The organism is Paenibacillus sp. FSL H7-0918 (assembly GCF_038007025.1).
In the GTDB taxonomy this organism is placed as follows: domain Bacteria; phylum Bacillota; class Bacilli; order Paenibacillales; family Paenibacillaceae; genus Paenibacillus_AQ; species Paenibacillus_AQ odorifer.
Window position 1 is genome coordinate 267,945 of record NZ_JBBOWJ010000006.1, and the last position, 19,124, is coordinate 287,068.

Genomic DNA, 19,124 nt, shown 5'->3' on the forward strand with positions numbered 1-19,124 from the left:
TTCTTTTTTTGTCTTGATTCGATCTATTGCACGCACGTACGTATGAGGTACCTAGCTAGCCTATCGGTCACAGCTGCCCCTAAACATACTATTTTTCCACTTTTGGGATGCTAACGGACTCCATAGTTGCTATTGCCATGAAAAACACCATATATGAGTCTCGTTATAATGAATAGCGTCGTTGGAGTCCGAAACACTGCCCATAAGGTGATAAATTCGCAAATAACGTCATCTGGGTCCGAAGCCGCAGTAGCTGATTAGGACAGACGCTCCACATAGCAGCTGAGGAACCCAAAACAGAGGAGCGATTCTCCAATTAATGAGAGAATCGCGCAGACCGCCATTTTCAAAGTAGTAAGCTGCTTGGAGGATATTCACGTTGCATTAGAGATTATTCCAGTCGAATGTCAGCAGCGTGCTTGCCTGCTGTATATCCTGTTGAGAAGGCCGCTGTTATATTGTAGCCTCCTGTATAGCCATGGATATCGAGTACCTCGCCGCAGAAGAATAACCCCGGCATAAGCTTCGATTCCATTCTTTTGGGATCGATCTCCTTCAGGTTTACCCCGCCCCCGGTAACAAAGGCCTCGGATAGGGAACGGGTGCCATGCACATAAACCGGCATGCGTTTCAAAATCCCAGCTAATAGAAGCAACCCATTCTTGGAGACGTGATGGCCAGTTGTATCCCCATCTAAGTCAGCTTTAGTCAGCAAGAGGGGGATGAGACGTTCTGGCAACAGTCCTTTCAGCGAATTGCGGATCGCTTTCTTAGGTTCCTGATCCAGCTTATCCTGCAACATAGATTCTACTTCCTGTGTGTTCAGATCAGGGAAGAGATCAATGGACATCTCCACCGTATCTGTGCCGGATTTACGTTGGACTTGTCTCAGAAATTGGCTGCACCGCAGTGCAATGGGCCCTGATAATCCAAAATGGGTGAATATCATATCTCCTCGATGAGAGATGACCTTCTTTCCTTTAGGATTCCACACAGTGAGGGCTACATCACGTAGCGACAGGCCTTGCAGCTCGCCGGACTTAATCCATTCTTCCCGTGAAAGAATCGGCACCTCTGTCGGAAACAGCTCGGTGATCGTGTGCCCTGCGGCTTCTGCCCAAGGGTAGCCATCTCCAGTGGAGCCGGTCTGTGGTACAGACTTGCCTCCGGTGGCGATGATAACAGCAGTGCAGGCGATCGTCTTGCCCGAGCTCAGCTGGACTCCCTTAACAGCCCCTTCGTTATAGATTATTCTTGAGACGGGACTGTCGGTCATAATCTGCACGCCTAGACTCCGTACTTTGCTAATTAAGGCAGATACGACACTAGAGGCCTTATCGGAAACGGGAAACATCCGCCCGTTATCTTCTTCTTTTAATGCAATGCCTAAACCTTCAAAAAAGGCGATGATATCCTGGTTATTAAAATGGTCGAAGGCACTATACAAAAAACGCCCGTTTCCTGGAATATGGGCGATTAGCTCGTCTCTTTCCTTGACGTTGGTAACATTGCAGCGTCCGCCACCAGATATTCCGAGCTTTCGGCCTAGTTTTGCTCCCTTGTCGATTAGCAGAACGGATGCCCCGTGTTCTGCAGCGGCCACGCTTGCCATTAGACCCGAAGGGCCGCCTCCAATGACGATCACATCGTAATTGCTCATGAAATTTTACTCCTTTACATGTTAAGACACGGAAGCGATTTCCGCGGGTATTCCTAACGGAATCATACCATTCTGATTCACATGTAACCAGTCTTGTCCAATCATTAGGTGATTATCGTTGTCAGGAGAGTAATCCTGTGCTTTAATCTAAGCATGTAGGGTAATTTGTCCATTTTGGGGTGTGATTGTAATTATTGGTGCGGTTAAGGATATCTTATTGCAAATATCGGCAGCATGCTCCTTTCTTTTTCTTTTTCAATGGTGGGTGGACCGTAGATTTGTGACTCGGAAAAAGGGGAAGCTCCCAAATGATCAGACCTTTTTAATTTTGGCATGTACGTTTAGTCTTATCCTGTGCTCTCTTCTTTCGACAACTCTGTTTGGTGTAGCCTATTTGAATTTAGGATTAATCCCTGCGTATATTGGTATTTTATATGGAACTACCCGTTCGGGCATTTTGCTGTCCATTTTCTTGCTTATCTGCAATGTAATCATTGCGGAGCCTACAGGAATCAGTAACGTGATATTGAATTCAGGGGTTTTATTATATCCGCTACTGTTTGGACTGGCCAAACCTTTTAAGAAAGGTACAGTAGTTGAGAAGATCGGTATGTTATGGATGATTCTTTGTCCAAGCATGCTATTTATTGCGTTAGTCCCGATTATAGGCGGGGAAAATATATATGAATCAAATTCCGTACAAGCATTTCTGATTACGGTGTATCTGTTTTTTACCATCGCGCTAGGTGGTGTTTTTGTATATTTTGTTGAGATGGTTAGAAGTAGATTGCGGGATAAAGTACAAATGGAGAGTATCAGTGAAAGTTTCCAGTGGGAGTCCGAGAAGCTGCAGCAGATTACCAATGTAGTCCCTCTGAGTATTATGTCTCTGGATGAACACGGAGTTGTAACTGATCTTAATGATTGTATGTTAGGAATGATGAGGACTCATTATCCCAATTTGCGAAAAGAGGATATTATTGACGAACCGGTAAAAAAGTTTTTTCACAGCTCAGTGGATACACAGGCATATATGCGGGTAAGTGATAATATCCGCTCTAAACGGCGTTCCAGTGAAAAAATGATTCATGAGTCGCGCATCTATCAGATTTATTCAGCGCCGTTAATGCATAAGAGCTCAGGGGTAACAAGTGGTGCTGTAATTATTGTGCAGGATATGACCAATGAGGAAAAACTACGTGTAGAGCTGGATCATGTGGAACGTTTGAGCTTGGTCGGGCAGATGGCTGCTGGAATTACCCATGAGATTCGTAATCCTATGGCGGTAGTTCGGGGTTTTTTGCAGCTGATGAGAGAAAAGAGTGCTCAAGAATTGGATTCTTATTATCAGATTGTGATGGAAGAGCTGGACCGCGCTAATAGTATTATTAATGATTTTTTATCCTTGGCACAGAGCCGGGTTTCTGATAAAGAGAAGGTGCTGCTGCACCATATTATAGAAGAAGTTAGTCCATTGCTGTGGGCTGATGCTAATCTTCGCGGTCAAAGTGTGGAACTGAAGCTGAGCCCATCACTGCATGAATTGGAGCTAAATGTCCGGGAAATCAAGCAGCTTATTCTCAATTTAGGACGTAATGGTATGGAGGCTATGGGACCCAAGGGGGTGCTGACGCTGGAGACACGCAGTACTCATGATAAAGTGGAGTTGATTGTCACCGATAGCGGTGTTGGTATGTCAGAGAGTCAACGCGAGAAGCTGTTTTTACCCTTTTTTACGACGAAAATTCAGGGAACAGGTCTAGGCTTATCCTTGTGTCTTAGTATTGTGGAGCGGCATAACGGTAAAATAAATGTAGAGTCTGTAGAAGGAGAGGGCACGGTATTTACGATCTCCTTCCCATTGAATAAGGAGGAACCCAGCGAGGTTCGCTCTTAGATTGAATCACCCTCTACAGCATCTCTTGCTTTCACAGAGTATGAATGTATAATAAAGTTAGTAAGTACTGCTGTAATATTATCTGACAAACAGTTGAAAAGTGAAGGAGAGTGCAGAGAAATGTCCATGTCTTTTAATCAATATATGAGAGATTCAATTCAGCCTATGCGTGATGACCTGACAAGTATCGGGTTTCAGGAGCTTATGACTCCAGAAGAGGTGGAAGCTACTCTTCCAACCGCAAAAGGAACATCGCTTGTAGTCGTAAATTCGGTCTGTGGTTGTGCTGCTGGACAATGTCGTCCAGGTGTAGCTCAGGCTTTGCAAAATGAAATCACTCCGGATCACTTGTTCACAGTGTTTGCAGGTCAAGAGAAAGAAGCTACTGCTAAAGCACGTGAATATTTTGCTCCTTATCCGCCATCCTCACCTTCCATCGCACTGATGAAGGATGGAGAACTCGTTCACTTTATTGAACGTCATGGCGTAGAAGATCGTTCGGCTGCTGAAATTGCTGCTGAATTGAAAGAAGTCTTCAATCGTTTGTGCCAGTAAAAACAGTTATTCCATATAATCTCGCATCAGCCGGCAAATCGGCTGCATGCGGGATTTTTCAAAATATAAGAGCAATAATGGGATAGAATATGCTTAGAAGCATGAGCTTCGTTTGGGTGGATATTTTGATGGATATGGAACCATTTCTGATGGAACGAGGTGTGTTTGGTGAGTTTACAGAAAGAAATTATTGCTGATCTTGGCGTGAAGCCAACGATTGATGTAGAGGTTGAGGCACGAAAACGGGTTGATTTCTTAAAGTCGTACGTGCTGAACGCAGGGGCTAAAGGATTATTGATCGCCATTAGTGGTGGAGTGGACAGTGCGGTAGCCGCGGGTCTTTGTAAACAGGCTACGGACGAGCTGTCGGCAGAAAAAGGCACAGAGTATATGACGCTTGGAGTATTCCAGCCTTATGGGGTTCAGGAAGATATTCAGCACAGCTACGATGTTGCCAAAGCTTTTAATCTGACTCATACTGTGGAGACCAACATTGAGGAAGCGGTAAATGAAATTGCCCTTGAAGTTGAGCATGGTCTGAAATCAATAGGCCAACACCGCCATATGACGCATCAAGGCAAAGGAAATGTTAAAGCCAGAACACGTATGGTTATGCAATATGCACTCGCTTTTGAGAACAATCTGATTGTAGTAGGAACGGATCATGCTTCTGAAGCGATTACCGGCTTCTACACGAAGTGGGGCGATGGCGCTGTAGATATTACACCACTATCCACACTTAATAAACGTCAGGTACGTCAATTGGCTGCACATATCGGTGTGCCTGCGGATATTGTCACAAAAGCACCTACGGCGGGCTTATGGCCGGGTCAGACGGATGAAACCGAGCTGGGCATTACTTATGACGATAACAGCGACTATCTGGAAGGTAAACAGGTTAACCCTGAAGTAGCTGAAAAGCTTGAGAATTATTACCGGAGAACGGCACATAAGCGTAATGTTATTCCGGGGATTTAGAATAGGTTGAACTAGAAATCGCCACGGGTCTGCGTAGCAGCAGAGCTCGTGGCGGTTTTTGTGAGTTGGATAGCTGGATAGACTAAGAAGAATAATTATTCTGTAAGCGTAAGTGTCTGATCGATAAAATTAGTTGTCGCAGCAATCGCGAACTCTAATTGATGAGTCGTGCCAGCAAAAGGATGCACAGTGTTGAACGTATGATTACCCTCAGGAACCTGCACCCAGCTAATATCTGGCCGAAGTTTGATGAGATGCTCAGATCCTTGGCGGAGATGTACTCCATCTTGACTGCCTTGAATAAGGACAACTGGGAAGGACGCTTTCTGTATGCGTTCAAGGATGTTATAGCGTTCTTTGTTGTTCTCCATATCTTCTAAAATTACAGCATCCAGCGGCATTTGTTGGCCAGTACGTCCATTAAGGACATAGGTTCTTCCTGTTTCCTTCATCTGCTGCTTTTGTTCTTCCGTCAGCAAATCGAGTTTCGTAACCCCGTTCCAGGAGATTACTCCGCTGATCTCATTGGGATGATCAAGCGTGTAGACCAAACAAATTCCCCCTCCGAGACTGTGGCCGAGAAGGAATAACGGCAGGCTGCCGAATTTCGGGTGTTGACTAAGATAGGACAACAGGATTTCCATGTCCTTCAAGCTGCGGCGATAGGTGTTGCGGGCGAACTTCTCAAGTTCAGTGAAATGCAGCAGATCTTCCCCGATGCCAGCATGAGAGAAGTTAAAAGTAATTACTTCATGCTCTTGGCTGAGAGTTGTGGCTATGTAAGGAAACATTCCCCAATCTTTAAAACCTTTGTAGCCATGGGCTATAACTATAACGCTTTTGGCTTTGCCTTGGGCTGGGAAGTGTGAGCAGCGGAGAACAGCTCCGTCTCCGGCAGGTATTTCAAAATTACGATGATTCATAGGGTAATCCCCTCTCCATATATAAAAATGAAGTAAATCAGCTAGTCTATCGTGAAGTCGCTGGATAGTCTTATTAGACTTAGAGCGCATTTTCTTTTAAGATAGCAGAAAGAATCTTGCAGGACTATTACTTTTAATAATACTTCATATGATTGATCATACCATTATTGAAGCAAAATGGGATACACGTCCATAAGGAGCGTGAAGTGTTGATTTACGGAATCGGACATGATGTGTTAGAAATTGAACGAATCTCAGAGGTAATAAATAGAGGACTGGGTAAGAAATTTAACCAGCGGGTCTTAACAGAGCAAGAATATCAACTTGCTGAAGAGCGAAGCGGGAGGTTGGCTGAGTTCGTAGCCGGACGTTTTGCTGCCAAGGAAGCAGTTGTGAAGGCTTTAGGCTGTGGCATCGGCAATGTAGTTGGGTTTCAGGATATTGAGATATTGCCTGATGCTAAAGGAAAACCAGAGGTAACTTTATCGTGTGAAGCTTGGAGCAGACTAGATCTGCCAAATGGACAGAGGTACACCATTCATCTTACGATAACACATGGTCGTGATTTGGCTTCGGCTTTTGCTGTCGTGGAAGGGCCAGGTTCATAAATTGAACCCTGATTATAGAAGGGCAAGGAGCGTTATAATGACACAACAAGATATACAAGTTCAAGACGAACAGGAGCTGCGGGAGGCTAAGCAATATTTCAGCTATCATTTGCTGGAGTGGTATCAAGGGCAGAAACGGGATTTGCCTTGGCGTCGGCACCGCAATCCTTATTATATTTGGATTTCTGAAATAATGCTGCAGCAGACAAGGGTGGATACGGTAATCCCGTATTTCAATCGGTTTATCGAAAGGTTTCCTACCGTGGAGTCGCTCGCCGATGCACCAGAAGAGGACGTGCTTAAGTGCTGGGAAGGCTTAGGTTATTATTCTCGTGCTCGCAATATACAGCATGCGGCCAAACAGGTCAAAGAGCTGTATGGCGGGCAGGTGCCGAATGATCGCGAGGCTGTGTTCAGTTTAAAGGGAGTGGGACCTTATACGGCAGGGGCTATCCTTAGCATTGCGTTCAATCGGCCGGAGCCAGCGGTCGACGGCAATGTGATGCGGGTGTTGTCCCGATACTTCCTGATAGAGGATGATATCGCCAAGGGACCCACCCGCGTAAAAATGGAGCGCCTGGCAGCTGAACTGATCCCGGAGGGGGAAGCGGCATCTTTTAATCAGGCGCTGATGGAGCTCGGGGCGCTCGTATGCACTCCTAAATCACCGCGCTGCTTAACCTGCCCGGTGATGGAGCATTGCGCCGCGCGCCTGGCGGGCTGCGAGACCTCGCTGCCCGTCAAGACCAAGGCCAAGCCGCCGCGCCCTGAGGAGCGGCTGGCGGCCTTAATCGAGGGCCGCGGTGCCCACGCGGGCCAAGTGCTCATCCGGCAGCGGCCACAAAGCGGGCTGTTAGCCCGCATGTGGGAGCTGCCGCACTGGCAGGCGCCGCCTGTGGAAGGCGGCGCCAAAGGCGCGCGGCTGCCGGAAGCGGCGGCGCTGGACCGGCTGCGCCGGTCACTGCGGGAGGCCGGGATCTCTGCCCGGCCTGAGAAGCACTGGATGGCTGCTGAGCATATCTTCAGCCATATCGTGTGGACGCTGCAGGTGTACCGCTGCAGCGAAGAGGACGCCCTTCCGCTGCCGATAGCGGCAGAAGGACGGGCGGTGTACAACGCGGATGCGGACTTATTCTCGGGGATCGACAGCAGCATGCCTATCGAGAGATTTGAGGACGGGACCGCTAGTCCAGAGGATGGCGGAGCAGTGCGCTGGATCAGCCGCGAAGACATGGCTAACTATGCGTTCCCTAACGTTTTTCTGAAGCTACTGAACCTTTATTTTGATGAGCAGGAAGAGCGGGCGAAGCTAGAGAAGTAGGAGATTCGCCGTGTTGCGTTGCTAAAGTACTAAATGTACAAAACCTGAGTTTGGTGTAACCTAAGTATGGTCATATGCACCTAAGTAGGGTCGTATGCACTTAAGTAGGGTCGTATGCACCTAAGTATGGTCAAATGCACCTAAGTATGGTCATATGCGCCTAAATAGGGTCATATGCACCTAAGTATGGTCGTATGCGCCTAAGTAGGGTCGTATGCTTCAGTCTCTTCGTAGCAAATATTTGTTTATTTGGTTCAGATTAGTTCAGTCTTGTTCCAACTAAATTCTTCTGGTGTTCTATGGCTACGAGAGTGGTAAAGATTTAATTAGGGAATTCTTCCCTGAAAATAGGTCGATTTGGCTTGTAATTGATCATTTTAGGGAAAACCTCCTTAATAATTGGGGAAATATCAGTTTTATGCCCAAAAAGGATGATTTTTAGGGAGTATTTCCCTAATTACTCGTGTTTATGGAGTATATCGCAGAATTTTAGGGAGTTATTCCCTAATCTATTGCTCAGCTACTCCAAACGCAGATTCTCGTAAGCCGAGTATAGATTTATTGCGATTTATTCCGATTTATTCTGATCTATACCGATTTATTCTGATCTATACCGATCTATTCTGATCTATACCGATCCAGTTGCATCCATTTAAGCGACGCAAGCGGCGTGAAATGCGGTGTCTGGGAGGATCTCAACCAATCAATCAGTCAATCTCTGTCTTTATCTTTATCTCTCTATATCTCCAACCTAAACAAAGAAGGTATCCCTTAGCCTATTCGGCTCTGAGATACCTTCTTTTTTAGTTAAATGGCATAAGCCAAATGGAATTTCTTATTTTGCGCTTTCGTAACGTTTGCCAACTTCTTCCCAGTTTACTACGTTCCAGAACGCTTTGATGTAATCAGGGCGTTTGTTTTGGTAGTTCAGGTAGTAAGCGTGCTCCCATACATCCAGTCCGAGGATTGGAGTAGCGCCTTCGCTGATTGGGTTGTCTTGGTTAGGTGTGCTTGTTACTGCCAGTTTGCCATCTTTAACAACTAGCCAAGCCCAGCCGCTGCCGAAACGAGTAGTTGCTGCTGCTGCGAAATCTTCTTTGAATTTTTCGAATCCGCCCAGTTCTTTATCGATAGCTTCAGCCAATGCGCCAGTTGGTGCGCCGCCGCCGTTTGGTCCGATAACTTCCCAGAACAAAGTGTGGTTAGCGTGTCCGCCACCATTGTTGCGAACAGCAGTACGGATAGCTTCAGGTACAGCGTTCAGATCTGTAAGAAGCTCTTCAATGCTTTTGCTTTGCAATTCAGGTGCTTTTTCCAAAGCTGCATTCAGATTAGTTACATATGTGTTATGGTGTCTGTCATGGTGAATTTCCATCGTCAATGCGTCGATGTGTGGTTCGAGTGCGTTGTTCGGATAAGGAAGTGCCGGTAATTGAAATGCCATGGAAAAATCCCTCCTGAGTTATATTAGAATTTTGTTATAGATAAAGAATTCTGGCGAACTAACGTCAAAATCCTTTATTGTAAATATGTACTATAGGGTTTCGCCCAATAGGATACTTTAATTAAACCGTATCTAGACCAATAATGCAACACTAAACAAACATAAATGTTTATAAAGTATAATTGGAGAGGGAAAGGGTTTTACAATTGTATTTAGAATGTTAAAATAAATAGTCCCTAACCTATAGACATATATCCTTATTAATACCCTTTTAATGAAGAAATGAACCCCATCCGAAATGTAAACGCTTGATATTAAGCGCTTTCAAAAGAAAAATGATGATATCACGAGAAAAGTGTGCTTTAATAGATTTAAAAGCAGGTATTCCTCGATATTTGATGCTTTTTTTTATTTTCTCTATGTTAAGGGAACCCCTTCTTTTTGTTAAATTCATAAGCCATAGACAAGGGAGATTTTAAAGAATGCACGTTCGTTCCTTTCAATTAAGCGACGTTAGCCCTGTGACTGATTTGCTGCAAACCGCATTATCGGAAGAGTGTTTCGAGAACACTATCGAGCCTTTCTCCAGGCAGCTTTCTTGGGATTCAGATCTCATTGTAGTTGCGGAAGATGAAGAAGAAATTGTTGGAGCACTGATTGGTACAATTGAGAAAAACCACGGTTGTTATTTCCGGATTGCTGTACATCCTGATTATCGCCGCAGAGGAGTCGGTAGAAGTCTGGTATCAGCTATGGAATCCAGGTTTCAAGCTCGTAAAGTCAGTGGTATCTATGTAGCCGTCGATGAGCATAATTCTTTTGCTTTGCCATTGTATGAAGCTATGGGATATAGCGAGAATCAAATCTTCAAATCTGTCCGGAAGCTGAGCATTGTTGGGTAATTTTGATCACTCAGCTGCGAAAGCGGAAACATTTTCTAGAAAAAAGAACTATAGCTGACGATATAGTCTGTTTCATTCATACTCGAGCGTATTTTCCAGAAGTCCATTGCTAATGGCTGGGAGATATGCTTTTTTATTGTTATAATATCTGCAAGTATAGACTTCAATTATTGAGAACAGAGGTGACATATTGAATCAGGAGCCCCAAGTAGATTACACGAGAAATAGGAAACAAAGACATAGATCCTCCAGATCCAAGACTACCCTGGGCGGTCGTTTGGTCTCGGAAATGAAGGATTGGCTGCTTACAGCTGTGATTGTTTTTGCTGTGATGTCTGTTCTTAATGTTTTTGTGTTCAATATATCAACGGTTAAAGGTCAGTCTATGCAGCCAACGCTCTGGGAGGGTGAGAGGCTCTTCATTAATAAAATTTCATTGCTCTTCGTAAATCCAAAACATGGTGATGTTGTCATTCTTCATGATCCAAGTACTGGACCTAGTCATAAGGAGTATTTAGTGAAGCGAGTGATTGGCATACCTGGAGATATCATAGAGGTACGGAATCATCAGTTATACGTGAATGGAAAAATAGTGAATGAGCCCTATATCGATACTGAGATTGAAGATCCGGATTTTGCAGCGTTAACCGTGGAAAGTGGCAATTATTTTGTAATGGGCGATAACCGTCATGCTTCAGCCAGCAAGGACAGCCGTTACTTCGGCTCTATTTCACAGGATATGATTGTCGGCAGGGCTGATTATATATGGTGGCCTCTGTCAAAACTGAATAGATTATAAGAAAGTCAGCGAAGATATGAAAGGAGAAGGCGGAAATGACCAATACATTTCAGTCATCGTATGCTCCCCCGCCTTCCAGGTGGGCACAGCTTAAAGCAGAGATTCAGGAGGCTGCGACATCACTCGGTATTGATGATATCGGGTTTACAACAGCAGAACCTTTTTTATATTTAAAAAATATACTGCAAGACCACCGGGACAAAGGATATGAATCTGGCTTCGAGGAACCTGATCTGGATAAAAGGACTGTTCCAGCATTGTCTTCTGGAGACAAGCCGTTATCTATTATTTCGATTGCAGTGGCTTACCCTTCTAAAATGGAGAACCCTCCTAAATCTGAGCCGGGTGCACGTAGAGGCATCCTCGCCCGGGCATCTTGGGGCAGGGATTATCACCATGTGCTGAGGGAAGCCTTAAGTAAGCTAGAGGAATTTATTCACGAGCGTGTACCAGAGGCTGTGCTGGAAAGTATGGTGGACACTGGTGTTCTAGTAGATAGAGCGGTAGCGGAAAGAGCGGGAATAGGCTTCAGCGGCAAAAACTGTTCTATCATCTCACCCAAATGGGGATCATGGATTTATCTTGGGGAAATGGTTACGAACATTCCTTTTGCTCCGGATGAACCTGTTGAAGAAGGATGCGGGGAGTGTACTAAGTGCATTGATGCTTGTCCGACCGGAGCGCTTGTGGGTCCGGGTCAGCTTAACGCACAGGCGTGTATTTCTTTTTTGACGCAGACTAAAGGGTTCCTCAGCGAGGAGTATATGACCAAGATCGGCAATCGTCTATACGGCTGTGATACTTGCCAGATTGTATGTCCCAAGAATAGAGGTAAGAACTGGAATCATCGCCCTCAGATGCAACCTGATCCTGAAATTGTGAAGCCGCTGCTGCTGCCGATCCTTGATCTTAGCAATCGTGAGTTCAAAGAGAAATTCGGCAATAGCTCAGCAGCCTGGAGAGGCAAAAAGCCGATGCAGCGAAATGCGATCATTGCCCTAGGCAATTTTAAGGAAGCCGGGGCTGTGCCAAAGCTATCAGAGATTGTTCTGAAGGAGCCGCGGCCAGAGATGCGGGGCACTGCTGCTTGGGCGCTTGGACGTATTGGCGGTGATGAGGCTCTAGCGGCTGTAGAAGCGGGTTTAGAGCGCGAGGAGGATAGCACGGTGAGGGAAATGCTAAGCCGGGCGCAGGATGTGCTCCTTACTGGGAAGAAGGCACGAGAGGACAGCGATATTAATGGAGGAAAAAGTTCATAGACAGGTTGCATATTGCCAATTGCTGTCCAGTTCCTGAAATGCTATGATAGATTCGCGTGCCATATGGCGATGCAGACAATAGAGTGTAGAGGTGGGCTTTAGATGAGTATCGCATTACCTATTATTACATTGGTCGTAGGTCTCATCGGTGGTTTTTTCATCGGTGTATATTATCTGCGCAAACAAATGACAAACATGCAGAATGATCCTGAAATGCTGCAAAAGGTTGCAAAGCAAATGGGTTATAACCTGAACGGGAAGCAAATGCAGCGTGCCCAGCAAATGATGAAGACTCAGGGACAGCCAGGTGCGCGCCCAGGAGCAGCTAAAGGGAATAAACGTAGAAGTAAGTAACCGGGTCCGGATAACATGTATACGGGTGCGGAAGGGGGAGACATCATGGGGAACATCAAGGAATATGTGAACGGTAAAGTTGCAGAGAACCGTGAGCAAATCGAGTATCACGTTGAGAAAATATTAGAATTAATCGGTGAAGATACCGGCCGCGAGGGACTGCTGGAAACACCGGCACGTGTTACGCGGATGTACGAGGAGATATTCGGCGGTTATTCGATAGATCCCCGCGAGGCGCTCGGCGTTACTTTTGATGAGTCTCATGAAGAGCTAGTGATTGTTAAGGATATCGTCTATTACAGCCAATGTGAACACCACATGGCTCCTTTCTTTGGTAAAGTGCATATAGGATACATTCCGAGCGGACGTATTGCTGGACTCAGCAAATTAGCTCGGCTTGTTGAAGCAGTAAGCCGGCGTCTACAGGTTCAAGAACGCATTACGGCGCAAATTGCTGATATTATGACGGAGGTGCTAGGCCCCCACGGTGTTATGGTTGTTGTGGAGGGAGAACATCTGTGTATGTGTGCACGCGGAGTGAAGAAGCCAGGCAGCAAAACGGTAACTATGGCTACTAGAGGGGTCTTCCGTGAGGATGCCGCCGCTCGTGCGGAGTTTCTAAGCTTGATTAAGGAATAAATATCGGGGTGCATACCTCGAAATTGGAAGGACCCATCGTTCACGTAATGTGAATGATGGGTCCTTTTTGGTCAGGGTGTGGGAATAAGAGTGATGTTCACTGTGAATTGAAATAATATCAAAAAGGCTTCCAGGCCAGTTTACTGGCAGCAGCATAACGTTCTGAGACGTAAGGCCAGTTAACGACCTTCCACCAATCCTCAATATAATCGGCCCGATTATTCTGATGTTTAAGGTAATAGGCATGCTCCCATACATCCAGAGCCAGTAACGGAACCACGTCCCATTGTGACAGGTTCTGATGTTTCTCCGCAGTCAAAATCTCCAGTCTATGACTGCGTGGACTCCAGACGAGAATAGCCCAGCCGCCACCTTCAACCTTATTCGCAGCTTCTGTGAACTGTTTCTTGAAGCTGTCATAGCTGCCGAAGCTTTGTTCAATGGCTTCCAGTAAGGCTCCAGTTGGACGCCCGCCACCTTGTGGAGACATTACGTTCCAGAAGATTGTATGGAGATAGTGGCCTGCCCCATTAAAGGCTAGCTCCCGCTCCCAATGCTTAACGAGATCGAAATCTCCTTTCTTGCGAGCCTCAGCTAGCTTGTTCTCCGCTTTATTTAGTCCATCTACATAACTTTGATGGTGTTTATCGTGATGAATCCGCATGGTTTTCTCATCGATGTATGGTTCCAGCGCATTATAAGCATAAGGCAATGGAGGCAGCGTATGTCCGCCAATTGGCACAGCACTCATTTCACGAATATCTAGGATAGTATCTGTAGAAGGAATAAGTCCCTCATTCCGCGTGACATTGTCCTCTTCTGTTCTTACGACATAGTCGGCTGCTGTATAATCTCTCATAATTTGCGTGAGCTGTCCGGGCGAGCTCAGAGTGTGCAGTACGGCAAGGAAATACTCTGATTCGCGAATAATATGCAGGATCACAGTGGTAGCAAGGGGGACGGCTTTGACGGCTGCGCTACTTTCCATAATGGCAAAAAGCTGCCGAACAAATTCTTGGGATTGGGTACAGGAGATATGCAGCAGTTTTTCTGTTTCCGCAGTGAGTTCAGCCTGACTTGGTGGAGAAGCAGAGAGGGCAGAATTCAATAACTGCTGAGCGGCCATCTCTGTGGCACCGAAGACCACTGCCCATTCATCCAGCAGTTTAACATAGGGTTCCTCCAGGTTAGGTACGATTGCTTTGATAACCTCGGTATGCTCTTTCTCTTGTGTTTTCCAGAATACGATTTCTTCTAAAATACGTACTGGCAGCATCGGCCCGTATACATATAACATTCCAAGAAAACCTCCCGTGATATGTCTTCATCAGTCCATTATATGTGTGCTCATGATAGCTTATGAAGAGCATAAGAACGCGATAATAATATCGTTGACAACCGTTTGATATGGTGAAATAATACAGGAAAATAAAGGCAATGATACCGAAAGGTACAACCTCGCGAAAAGGAGGGTGTACCTTTTTTTTGTCGTGTGGACCGATTAATGAAATCCTATGGGGTAGTAGAAAAACTTTGAGAAATGAGATGAGGGTATGAACAAGCTTGAGAAGAAGCAATTTTATAATCAGCTGTTAAAATTAGCGGTACCGATATCCCTCCAAAGTCTAGTCATGGCGGTGCTGTATTTAGTAGATCAATTGATGGTAGGGCAGCTTGGGGGTGTAGCAATCGCTTCGGTTGGGATGGCTAGTAAAATCTATAGCGTGATTTCAGTGGTACTGGCGGGTCTTGCTACGGGTCTTGCTATATACGCGGCTCAATATTGGGGGAGTAAAGACCGAAAGAGCATCACACCACTACTGGGATTAAGTCTTGGAATTGGCCTGATCTTGTCGGGTTCATTTACGATATTTGTTTTTTTCAACCCTCGGCTATGTCTGTCTATTTTTACAACGGATAAAGAAGTGTTGGAGAATGGGTACATTTTTCTGAAAATCGTTGCCCTCAGTTATATTCCAACGATGTTGACGATGCTCTATTCGGCGGTTCTACGAAGTTCAGGACATGTAAAGTATCCAATGATTGTTAGCATAGCTGCTGTAGGAATGAATATTATTTTAAACTATGCGCTTATTTTTGGGCATTGGGGATTTCCAGAGCTTGGACTTGCAGGTGCGGCATATGCAACGTTAATCTCACGTATAGTCGAAAGTGCTTTGATTGTCGGAGCCATATATCGTGGAAAGCTGCCGGGTGCCGGGGGTATTAAGGAACTCAGTTCGTTTTCGAAAGCGCTGTGCATACCTTTTTTAAGAACGATAGCACCTATTGTTTTAACGGAATTGGTTTGGGTCTTAGGGGAGGCTTGTTATTCCGTAATATATAGCCGTATGGGCACAGCAGAGATGACCGCTATGACAGTGACCTTTCCGCTGCAGGGGTTGACGATTGGGCTTCTGGCAGGGCTTTCTGGTGCAGCTGGCATTATGGTCGGACATAAGCTGGGAGAGAATAATAATGCAGGTGCTTTTCAGTATGCTCGTTTTTTTGTTCGAATAGGAGTAGGGATTTCATTGCTGCTTGGTGTTCTTATTGCTGTTCTTGCCCCGCTCTACGTCTCAGCCTTTAACTTAACAGTGGAAGAACGCCGAATGGCCACTTCCGTTATCTGTTTTTTTGCTCTTTTTTTATGGATAAAGGTGGGCAATATGATGATTGCGGGAGGGATCCTGCAGAGTGGTGGCGATAGTAAATTCGTCTTTATTATGGAAGGCTCCACAACTTGGTTACTTGGGGTGCCTCTAGGGCTACTGTTGTCATGGGGATGGAAACAGCCTCTTCCCTGGGTATACTTCTTTCTGTCCCTGGAAGAGGCTGTTCGATTGGTTATAGGTTACGTGCGTTTTCGCCGTGGTAAATGGTTGAAGCAGCTGACCCATCAGGGGACAGAGGCGGATTGTAGTGCTTAACTAGTTACTTGCGATCGCCGGCTGGTTGCCATTGTAGGTTTTGGCTAGTTGAACATTTCCTAAGAAAGCAGAGACTCGCCGCAAATACTCACGCGGGTGCTCACGGAATAGCAATTCATGATGGCTGCCCTCTACGACCCAGGAATCTGAGAACGGATTGCTTTGGTTCGCGGCCAGCTTTTCGGCAATAGGATAAGGAGCTTTATCATCTTCGGTTCCATGCATGAGTAGAATAGGGAAAGGATAATCTTCGGATTTGACCTTCGCATAAGGAATTTGATTCAGCCCCGTACCGTTTAGAACTGGGAACAGCATTTCCATAATCGCCAGGGAAGGCTGGCGGGGCAGATCAATATTTTGCTTAATATTATGATACAGCGTATCTGGCTCTAACAAAAAGGTGCTGTCCAGAATCATCGCGTCAATGTCCTCTGATACTAATCCTGTTTGCAGTGCTGTGCCTGCTCCCATGGAGAAGCCCCATACCACTAACTCCTCAGCTCCACGTTCCTTAGCAAAATCAATAGCGCCTAGAAGCTGCTGGGATTCTTTTTTACCTCCGGTTGCAATATCCTTGTTGCCTTGGGCAGCAAAGCCGTAATCAAACATCACGACATTGAAATTCAGACTGTGTGCATAGTGAGCGAGATCGTACATAGGTACCCAAGATTCTTCCCGGTTGGCGCCATAGCCATGGCTGAACACGATAGTTTTGGTAGCCCCTTCGGAGGGAATATACCAGCCGCTCATCATCCGACTTCCATCTTTAGCTGGAAACGTCACATCCTCGTATGCGAGACCTTTGGCCTGCATGGGATTGGAATACAGAGGTGCGACCGTTGGATTAGATAATACCCAGGCGATATAGCCATGAAGTGAGACAAAGCAGAAGGCTAAGAAGAAAAAAATAGATAATAGCAGTGCAACGATAATATGCTTCACACGAATCATCCGCAGCGATAGCCGGGACGAACTGCCTTGTTTAGGTAGTTTAGGTCGACGGGAGACGGTTGTGCCGGTTTGGCGAGTTGCCAGATCCATATGGTCCCCTCCTAGAATGATGTGAGTACTAGTGCCTAGAAGAATTTGTAAAAATGATTCTAAAGCATCAGTAGATAATTTAATATGTTAATCGTATGAAAAAGCCCTTACAAAGTCAATGAATTAGACGCTTTTGTAATGTAACTGTAAAGTGCGGCCCAACCTTTTCCGGCACATTTTTGGCACAACTCCGGCGGAGTGAATATACTGGACTTACCATAGAGTTTTGCACTAAGATAGAGTTAGTTATAATGTAACCGAGTTTCATTTGATGAAACACGAGGGGGAGATTATCATGGAGGACCGAAAGCTTACAGTGCGTGCGGTAGAACGTGCGCTTGATATATTGCTTTGTTTTACGCAGGACAGAGATTTAGGGTTGACGGAGATCGCTTCAAAGATTGATTTACATAAAAGTACCGTCCATCGGCTACTGGCAACCTTGGAGGAAAAGGGCTTCCTCATTCGTAATCCGGCCACTGAGAAATACAGCTTGGGTATACGAATTTGGGAATTGTCTACGCATTTGCCTGCTTTTGATGAGTCGGCCGCGGTATTATTGCCGTCAATGGAACGGCTGCGGGATCGGCTAGGGGAGACCGTTAGTTTATACTTACGCGACGGCATAGAACGTGTGCGGATTCAGGCGGTTCAGAGCCAGCAGGCCATCCGGCGAGTGGCGCAGATCGGTGCGAGATTGCCTTTATCTGTGGGGGCATCAAGCAAAGTGCTGGCAGCCTATGCTCCTCCAGAGGTGCTGAAAGAATTGCTGGAGAGTTCGGGATGGCCGGACTACGTTGAGAAGGGTGTCTATCAAGAGCAGCTTAATGACATTATCCGGCTCGGATATGCCACTAGTTTCGAGGAACGCGAGCCCGGCGCGGCCGCGGTGGCGGTGCCTGTTACGGGCCGCAGTGGAAATGTGATTGCGGCGTTATCACTGTCCGGCCCAGTTAGTCGCCTATCCCGAGATACGCTAGTGGAATATGCCGCGGTACTGAAGGAAGCGGCTAGTGAAATGGGCATGATGATTCCTTAATTCGCTGGCTGAGACATACCTTGTTAAACAGCGAAGCAGCGATCTCTCCGTTATTGGAGGATCGCTGCTTTGCTGTTTTGGGGAGGGACTAGCCTATTGTGGGTAAGTGGCTGAAAACTGATGGCTGATGGGTGAATGATGGGTAACTGATGAGTGACTGATGGGTGAATGATGGGTAACTGATGAGTGACTGATGGGTGAATGATGGGTAACTGATGAGTGACTGATGGGTGAATGATGAGTGAATGATGACTGACTGACGAGTGGCTGATGAGTGAATGATGAGTGACTGACGAGTGGCTGATGAGTGAATGATGAGTGACTGATGAGTGACTTATGGGTAACTGACGGCTGACTGATGGGTAATTAACGGCTAACTGATGGGTAATCAACAGCTAACTGACGGCTAGCTAATGGCTAACGGCTCCCCTACCTTGCGTTGGTTTGGTGAGCTTCAGTGAATATACGTTTCTTTGGAATCCTCAGTAACTCGTAATGCTGAGGCTCGAGCGTTTGAACCCCGGGTCTAGATAGGCGGAAAGGCAGAGCCACAGAGAGGGGAGGCTAGAATCCACGAATGCACGAACCCAGGAACCTAGGAATGCAGAAACCCACGAACTCACCGAACCCAGGAACACAGAAACCCACGAACTCACGAGCCCAGGAACCCGGGTTCCCGCGAACGTGCAAACCCGCGAACCTAGGAACACAGAAACCCACGAACTCATGAACCCAGGAACGCAGAAACCCACGAACTCACCGAACCTAGGAACAC

The 19,124-nt window shown here is 46.1% G+C and carries 16 protein-coding genes and 1 pseudogene; 12 read left to right on the forward strand and 5 right to left on the reverse strand.

Translation table 11 applies throughout. The features are described 5' to 3' along the window. Positions 1-391: 391 nt before the first annotated feature. On the reverse strand, positions 392-1,660 hold the full coding sequence (locus MHI15_RS29960; protein WP_076279660.1) for a BaiN/RdsA family NAD(P)/FAD-dependent oxidoreductase: 1,269 nt from the start codon (positions 1,658-1,660) through the stop codon (positions 392-394). A 328-nt stretch (positions 1,661-1,988) separates the two neighbouring features. Between MHI15_RS29960 and MHI15_RS29965 the strand changes: the two genes are divergently transcribed. The 3 genes from MHI15_RS29965 (at position 1,989) to nadE (ending at position 5,090) form a co-directional block, all read left to right on the forward strand. Then, positions 1,989-3,557, forward strand: a complete 1,569-nt coding sequence (locus tag MHI15_RS29965; protein WP_179089472.1) for an ATP-binding protein — start codon at positions 1,989-1,991, stop codon at positions 3,555-3,557. A 120-nt stretch (positions 3,558-3,677) separates the two neighbouring features. Continuing rightward, complete coding sequence (locus tag MHI15_RS29970; RefSeq protein WP_036676813.1) at positions 3,678-4,112, forward strand: BrxA/BrxB family bacilliredoxin; 435 nt, start codon at positions 3,678-3,680, stop codon at positions 4,110-4,112. Positions 4,113-4,280: 168 nt separating this feature from the next. Continuing rightward, positions 4,281-5,090, forward strand: coding sequence for an ammonia-dependent NAD(+) synthetase (gene nadE, locus MHI15_RS29975; protein ID WP_076124401.1), 810 nt, complete (start codon positions 4,281-4,283; stop codon positions 5,088-5,090). A gap of 95 nt (positions 5,091-5,185) precedes the next feature. Here the strand turns inward: nadE and MHI15_RS29980 are convergent, their stop codons facing one another. After that, complete coding sequence (locus MHI15_RS29980) at positions 5,186-6,013, reverse strand: alpha/beta hydrolase (protein ID WP_076193769.1); 828 nt, start codon at positions 6,011-6,013, stop codon at positions 5,186-5,188. Between the two features lie 209 nt (positions 6,014-6,222). Here MHI15_RS29980 and acpS point away from each other — a divergent pair, with 209 nt between their 5' ends. Both acpS and mutY read left to right on the forward strand, forming a co-directional pair. Further along, positions 6,223-6,621, forward strand: coding sequence for a holo-ACP synthase (acpS, locus tag MHI15_RS29985; RefSeq protein WP_076124398.1), 399 nt, complete (start codon positions 6,223-6,225; stop codon positions 6,619-6,621). A 37-nt stretch (positions 6,622-6,658) separates the two neighbouring features. After that, on the forward strand, positions 6,659-7,942 hold the full coding sequence (gene mutY / locus MHI15_RS29990; protein WP_341165222.1) for an A/G-specific adenine glycosylase: 1,284 nt from the start codon (positions 6,659-6,661) through the stop codon (positions 7,940-7,942). 835 nt (positions 7,943-8,777) lie between these two features. Here the strand turns inward: mutY and MHI15_RS29995 are convergent. Then, positions 8,778-9,386: a superoxide dismutase gene (locus tag MHI15_RS29995; protein ID WP_036676820.1), complete on the reverse strand. Its 609-nt coding sequence runs from the start codon at positions 9,384-9,386 to the stop codon at positions 8,778-8,780. Positions 9,387-9,868: 482 nt separating this feature from the next. Between MHI15_RS29995 and MHI15_RS30000 the strand changes: the two genes are divergently transcribed. The 5 genes and pseudogenes from MHI15_RS30000 (at position 9,869) to folE (ending at position 13,339) form a co-directional block, all read left to right on the forward strand. Further along, the gene (locus tag MHI15_RS30000; RefSeq protein ID WP_036676822.1) at positions 9,869-10,288 is read left to right on the forward strand and encodes a GNAT family N-acetyltransferase; all 420 of its coding nucleotides are present in this window, start codon (positions 9,869-9,871) and stop codon (positions 10,286-10,288) included. 190 nt (positions 10,289-10,478) lie between these two features. Continuing rightward, positions 10,479-11,087 carry a signal peptidase I gene (lepB, locus tag MHI15_RS30005; RefSeq protein ID WP_076101394.1) on the forward strand — a complete coding sequence of 203 codons (609 nt, stop codon included), beginning with the start codon at positions 10,479-10,481 and terminating at the stop codon, positions 11,085-11,087. Between the two features lie 35 nt (positions 11,088-11,122). Then, positions 11,123-12,319: pseudogene (gene queG / locus MHI15_RS30010) on the forward strand (tRNA epoxyqueuosine(34) reductase QueG); the annotation flags it as partial. 129 nt (positions 12,320-12,448) lie between these two features. Beyond that, on the forward strand, positions 12,449-12,700 hold the full coding sequence (locus tag MHI15_RS30015; RefSeq protein WP_036676828.1) for a YneF family protein: 252 nt from the start codon (positions 12,449-12,451) through the stop codon (positions 12,698-12,700). A gap of 45 nt (positions 12,701-12,745) precedes the next feature. Beyond that, positions 12,746-13,339: a GTP cyclohydrolase I FolE gene (folE, locus tag MHI15_RS30020; protein ID WP_036676830.1), complete on the forward strand. Its 594-nt coding sequence runs from the start codon at positions 12,746-12,748 to the stop codon at positions 13,337-13,339. A gap of 118 nt (positions 13,340-13,457) precedes the next feature. Here folE and MHI15_RS30025 read toward each other — a convergent pair whose 3' ends face one another. After that, a complete protein-coding gene (locus MHI15_RS30025; RefSeq protein ID WP_076138416.1) occupies positions 13,458-14,636 on the reverse strand; it encodes a Fe-Mn family superoxide dismutase in 1,179 nt (392 codons plus the stop codon). A gap of 256 nt (positions 14,637-14,892) precedes the next feature. On the opposite strand from MHI15_RS30025, the gene MHI15_RS30030 reads away from it, so the two are divergent. Next, on the forward strand, positions 14,893-16,269 hold the full coding sequence (locus tag MHI15_RS30030) for an MATE family efflux transporter (protein ID WP_076279664.1): 1,377 nt from the start codon (positions 14,893-14,895) through the stop codon (positions 16,267-16,269). On the opposite strand, the gene MHI15_RS30035 is transcribed toward MHI15_RS30030, so the two are convergent. Then, the gene (locus MHI15_RS30035) at positions 16,270-17,310 is read right to left on the reverse strand and encodes an alpha/beta hydrolase (RefSeq protein WP_341165223.1); all 1,041 of its coding nucleotides are present in this window, start codon (positions 17,308-17,310) and stop codon (positions 16,270-16,272) included. A gap of 295 nt (positions 17,311-17,605) precedes the next feature. Between MHI15_RS30035 and MHI15_RS30040 the strand changes: the two genes are divergently transcribed. After that, a complete protein-coding gene (locus MHI15_RS30040; protein WP_341165224.1) occupies positions 17,606-18,349 on the forward strand; it encodes an IclR family transcriptional regulator in 744 nt (247 codons plus the stop codon). Positions 18,350-19,124 lie beyond the last annotated feature (775 nt).

Excerpts from the sequence above, each read along its gene's own strand:
- MHI15_RS29960 (WP_076279660.1), bottom strand. The coding sequence starts at position 1,660 with ATGAGCAATTACGATGTGATCGTCATTGGAGGCGGCCCTTCGGGTCTA.
- MHI15_RS29970 (WP_036676813.1), top strand. The coding sequence starts at position 3,678 with ATGTCCATGTCTTTTAATCAATATATGAGAGATTCAATTCAGCCTATG.
- MHI15_RS29980 (WP_076193769.1), bottom strand. The coding sequence starts at position 6,013 with ATGAATCATCGTAATTTTGAAATACCTGCCGGAGACGGAGCTGTTCTC.
- mutY (WP_341165222.1), top strand. The coding sequence starts at position 6,659 with ATGACACAACAAGATATACAAGTTCAAGACGAACAGGAGCTGCGGGAG.
- MHI15_RS29995 (WP_036676820.1), bottom strand. The coding sequence starts at position 9,386 with ATGGCATTTCAATTACCGGCACTTCCTTATCCGAACAACGCACTCGAA.
- MHI15_RS30000 (WP_036676822.1), top strand. The coding sequence starts at position 9,869 with ATGCACGTTCGTTCCTTTCAATTAAGCGACGTTAGCCCTGTGACTGAT.
- MHI15_RS30015 (WP_036676828.1), top strand. The coding sequence starts at position 12,449 with ATGAGTATCGCATTACCTATTATTACATTGGTCGTAGGTCTCATCGGT.
- folE (WP_036676830.1), top strand. The coding sequence starts at position 12,746 with ATGGGGAACATCAAGGAATATGTGAACGGTAAAGTTGCAGAGAACCGT.
- MHI15_RS30025 (WP_076138416.1), bottom strand. The coding sequence starts at position 14,636 with ATGTTATATGTATACGGGCCGATGCTGCCAGTACGTATTTTAGAAGAA.
- MHI15_RS30030 (WP_076279664.1), top strand. The coding sequence starts at position 14,893 with ATGAACAAGCTTGAGAAGAAGCAATTTTATAATCAGCTGTTAAAATTA.
- MHI15_RS30035 (WP_341165223.1), bottom strand. The coding sequence starts at position 17,310 with ATGGATCTGGCAACTCGCCAAACCGGCACAACCGTCTCCCGTCGACCT.
- MHI15_RS30040 (WP_341165224.1), top strand. The coding sequence starts at position 17,606 with ATGGAGGACCGAAAGCTTACAGTGCGTGCGGTAGAACGTGCGCTTGAT.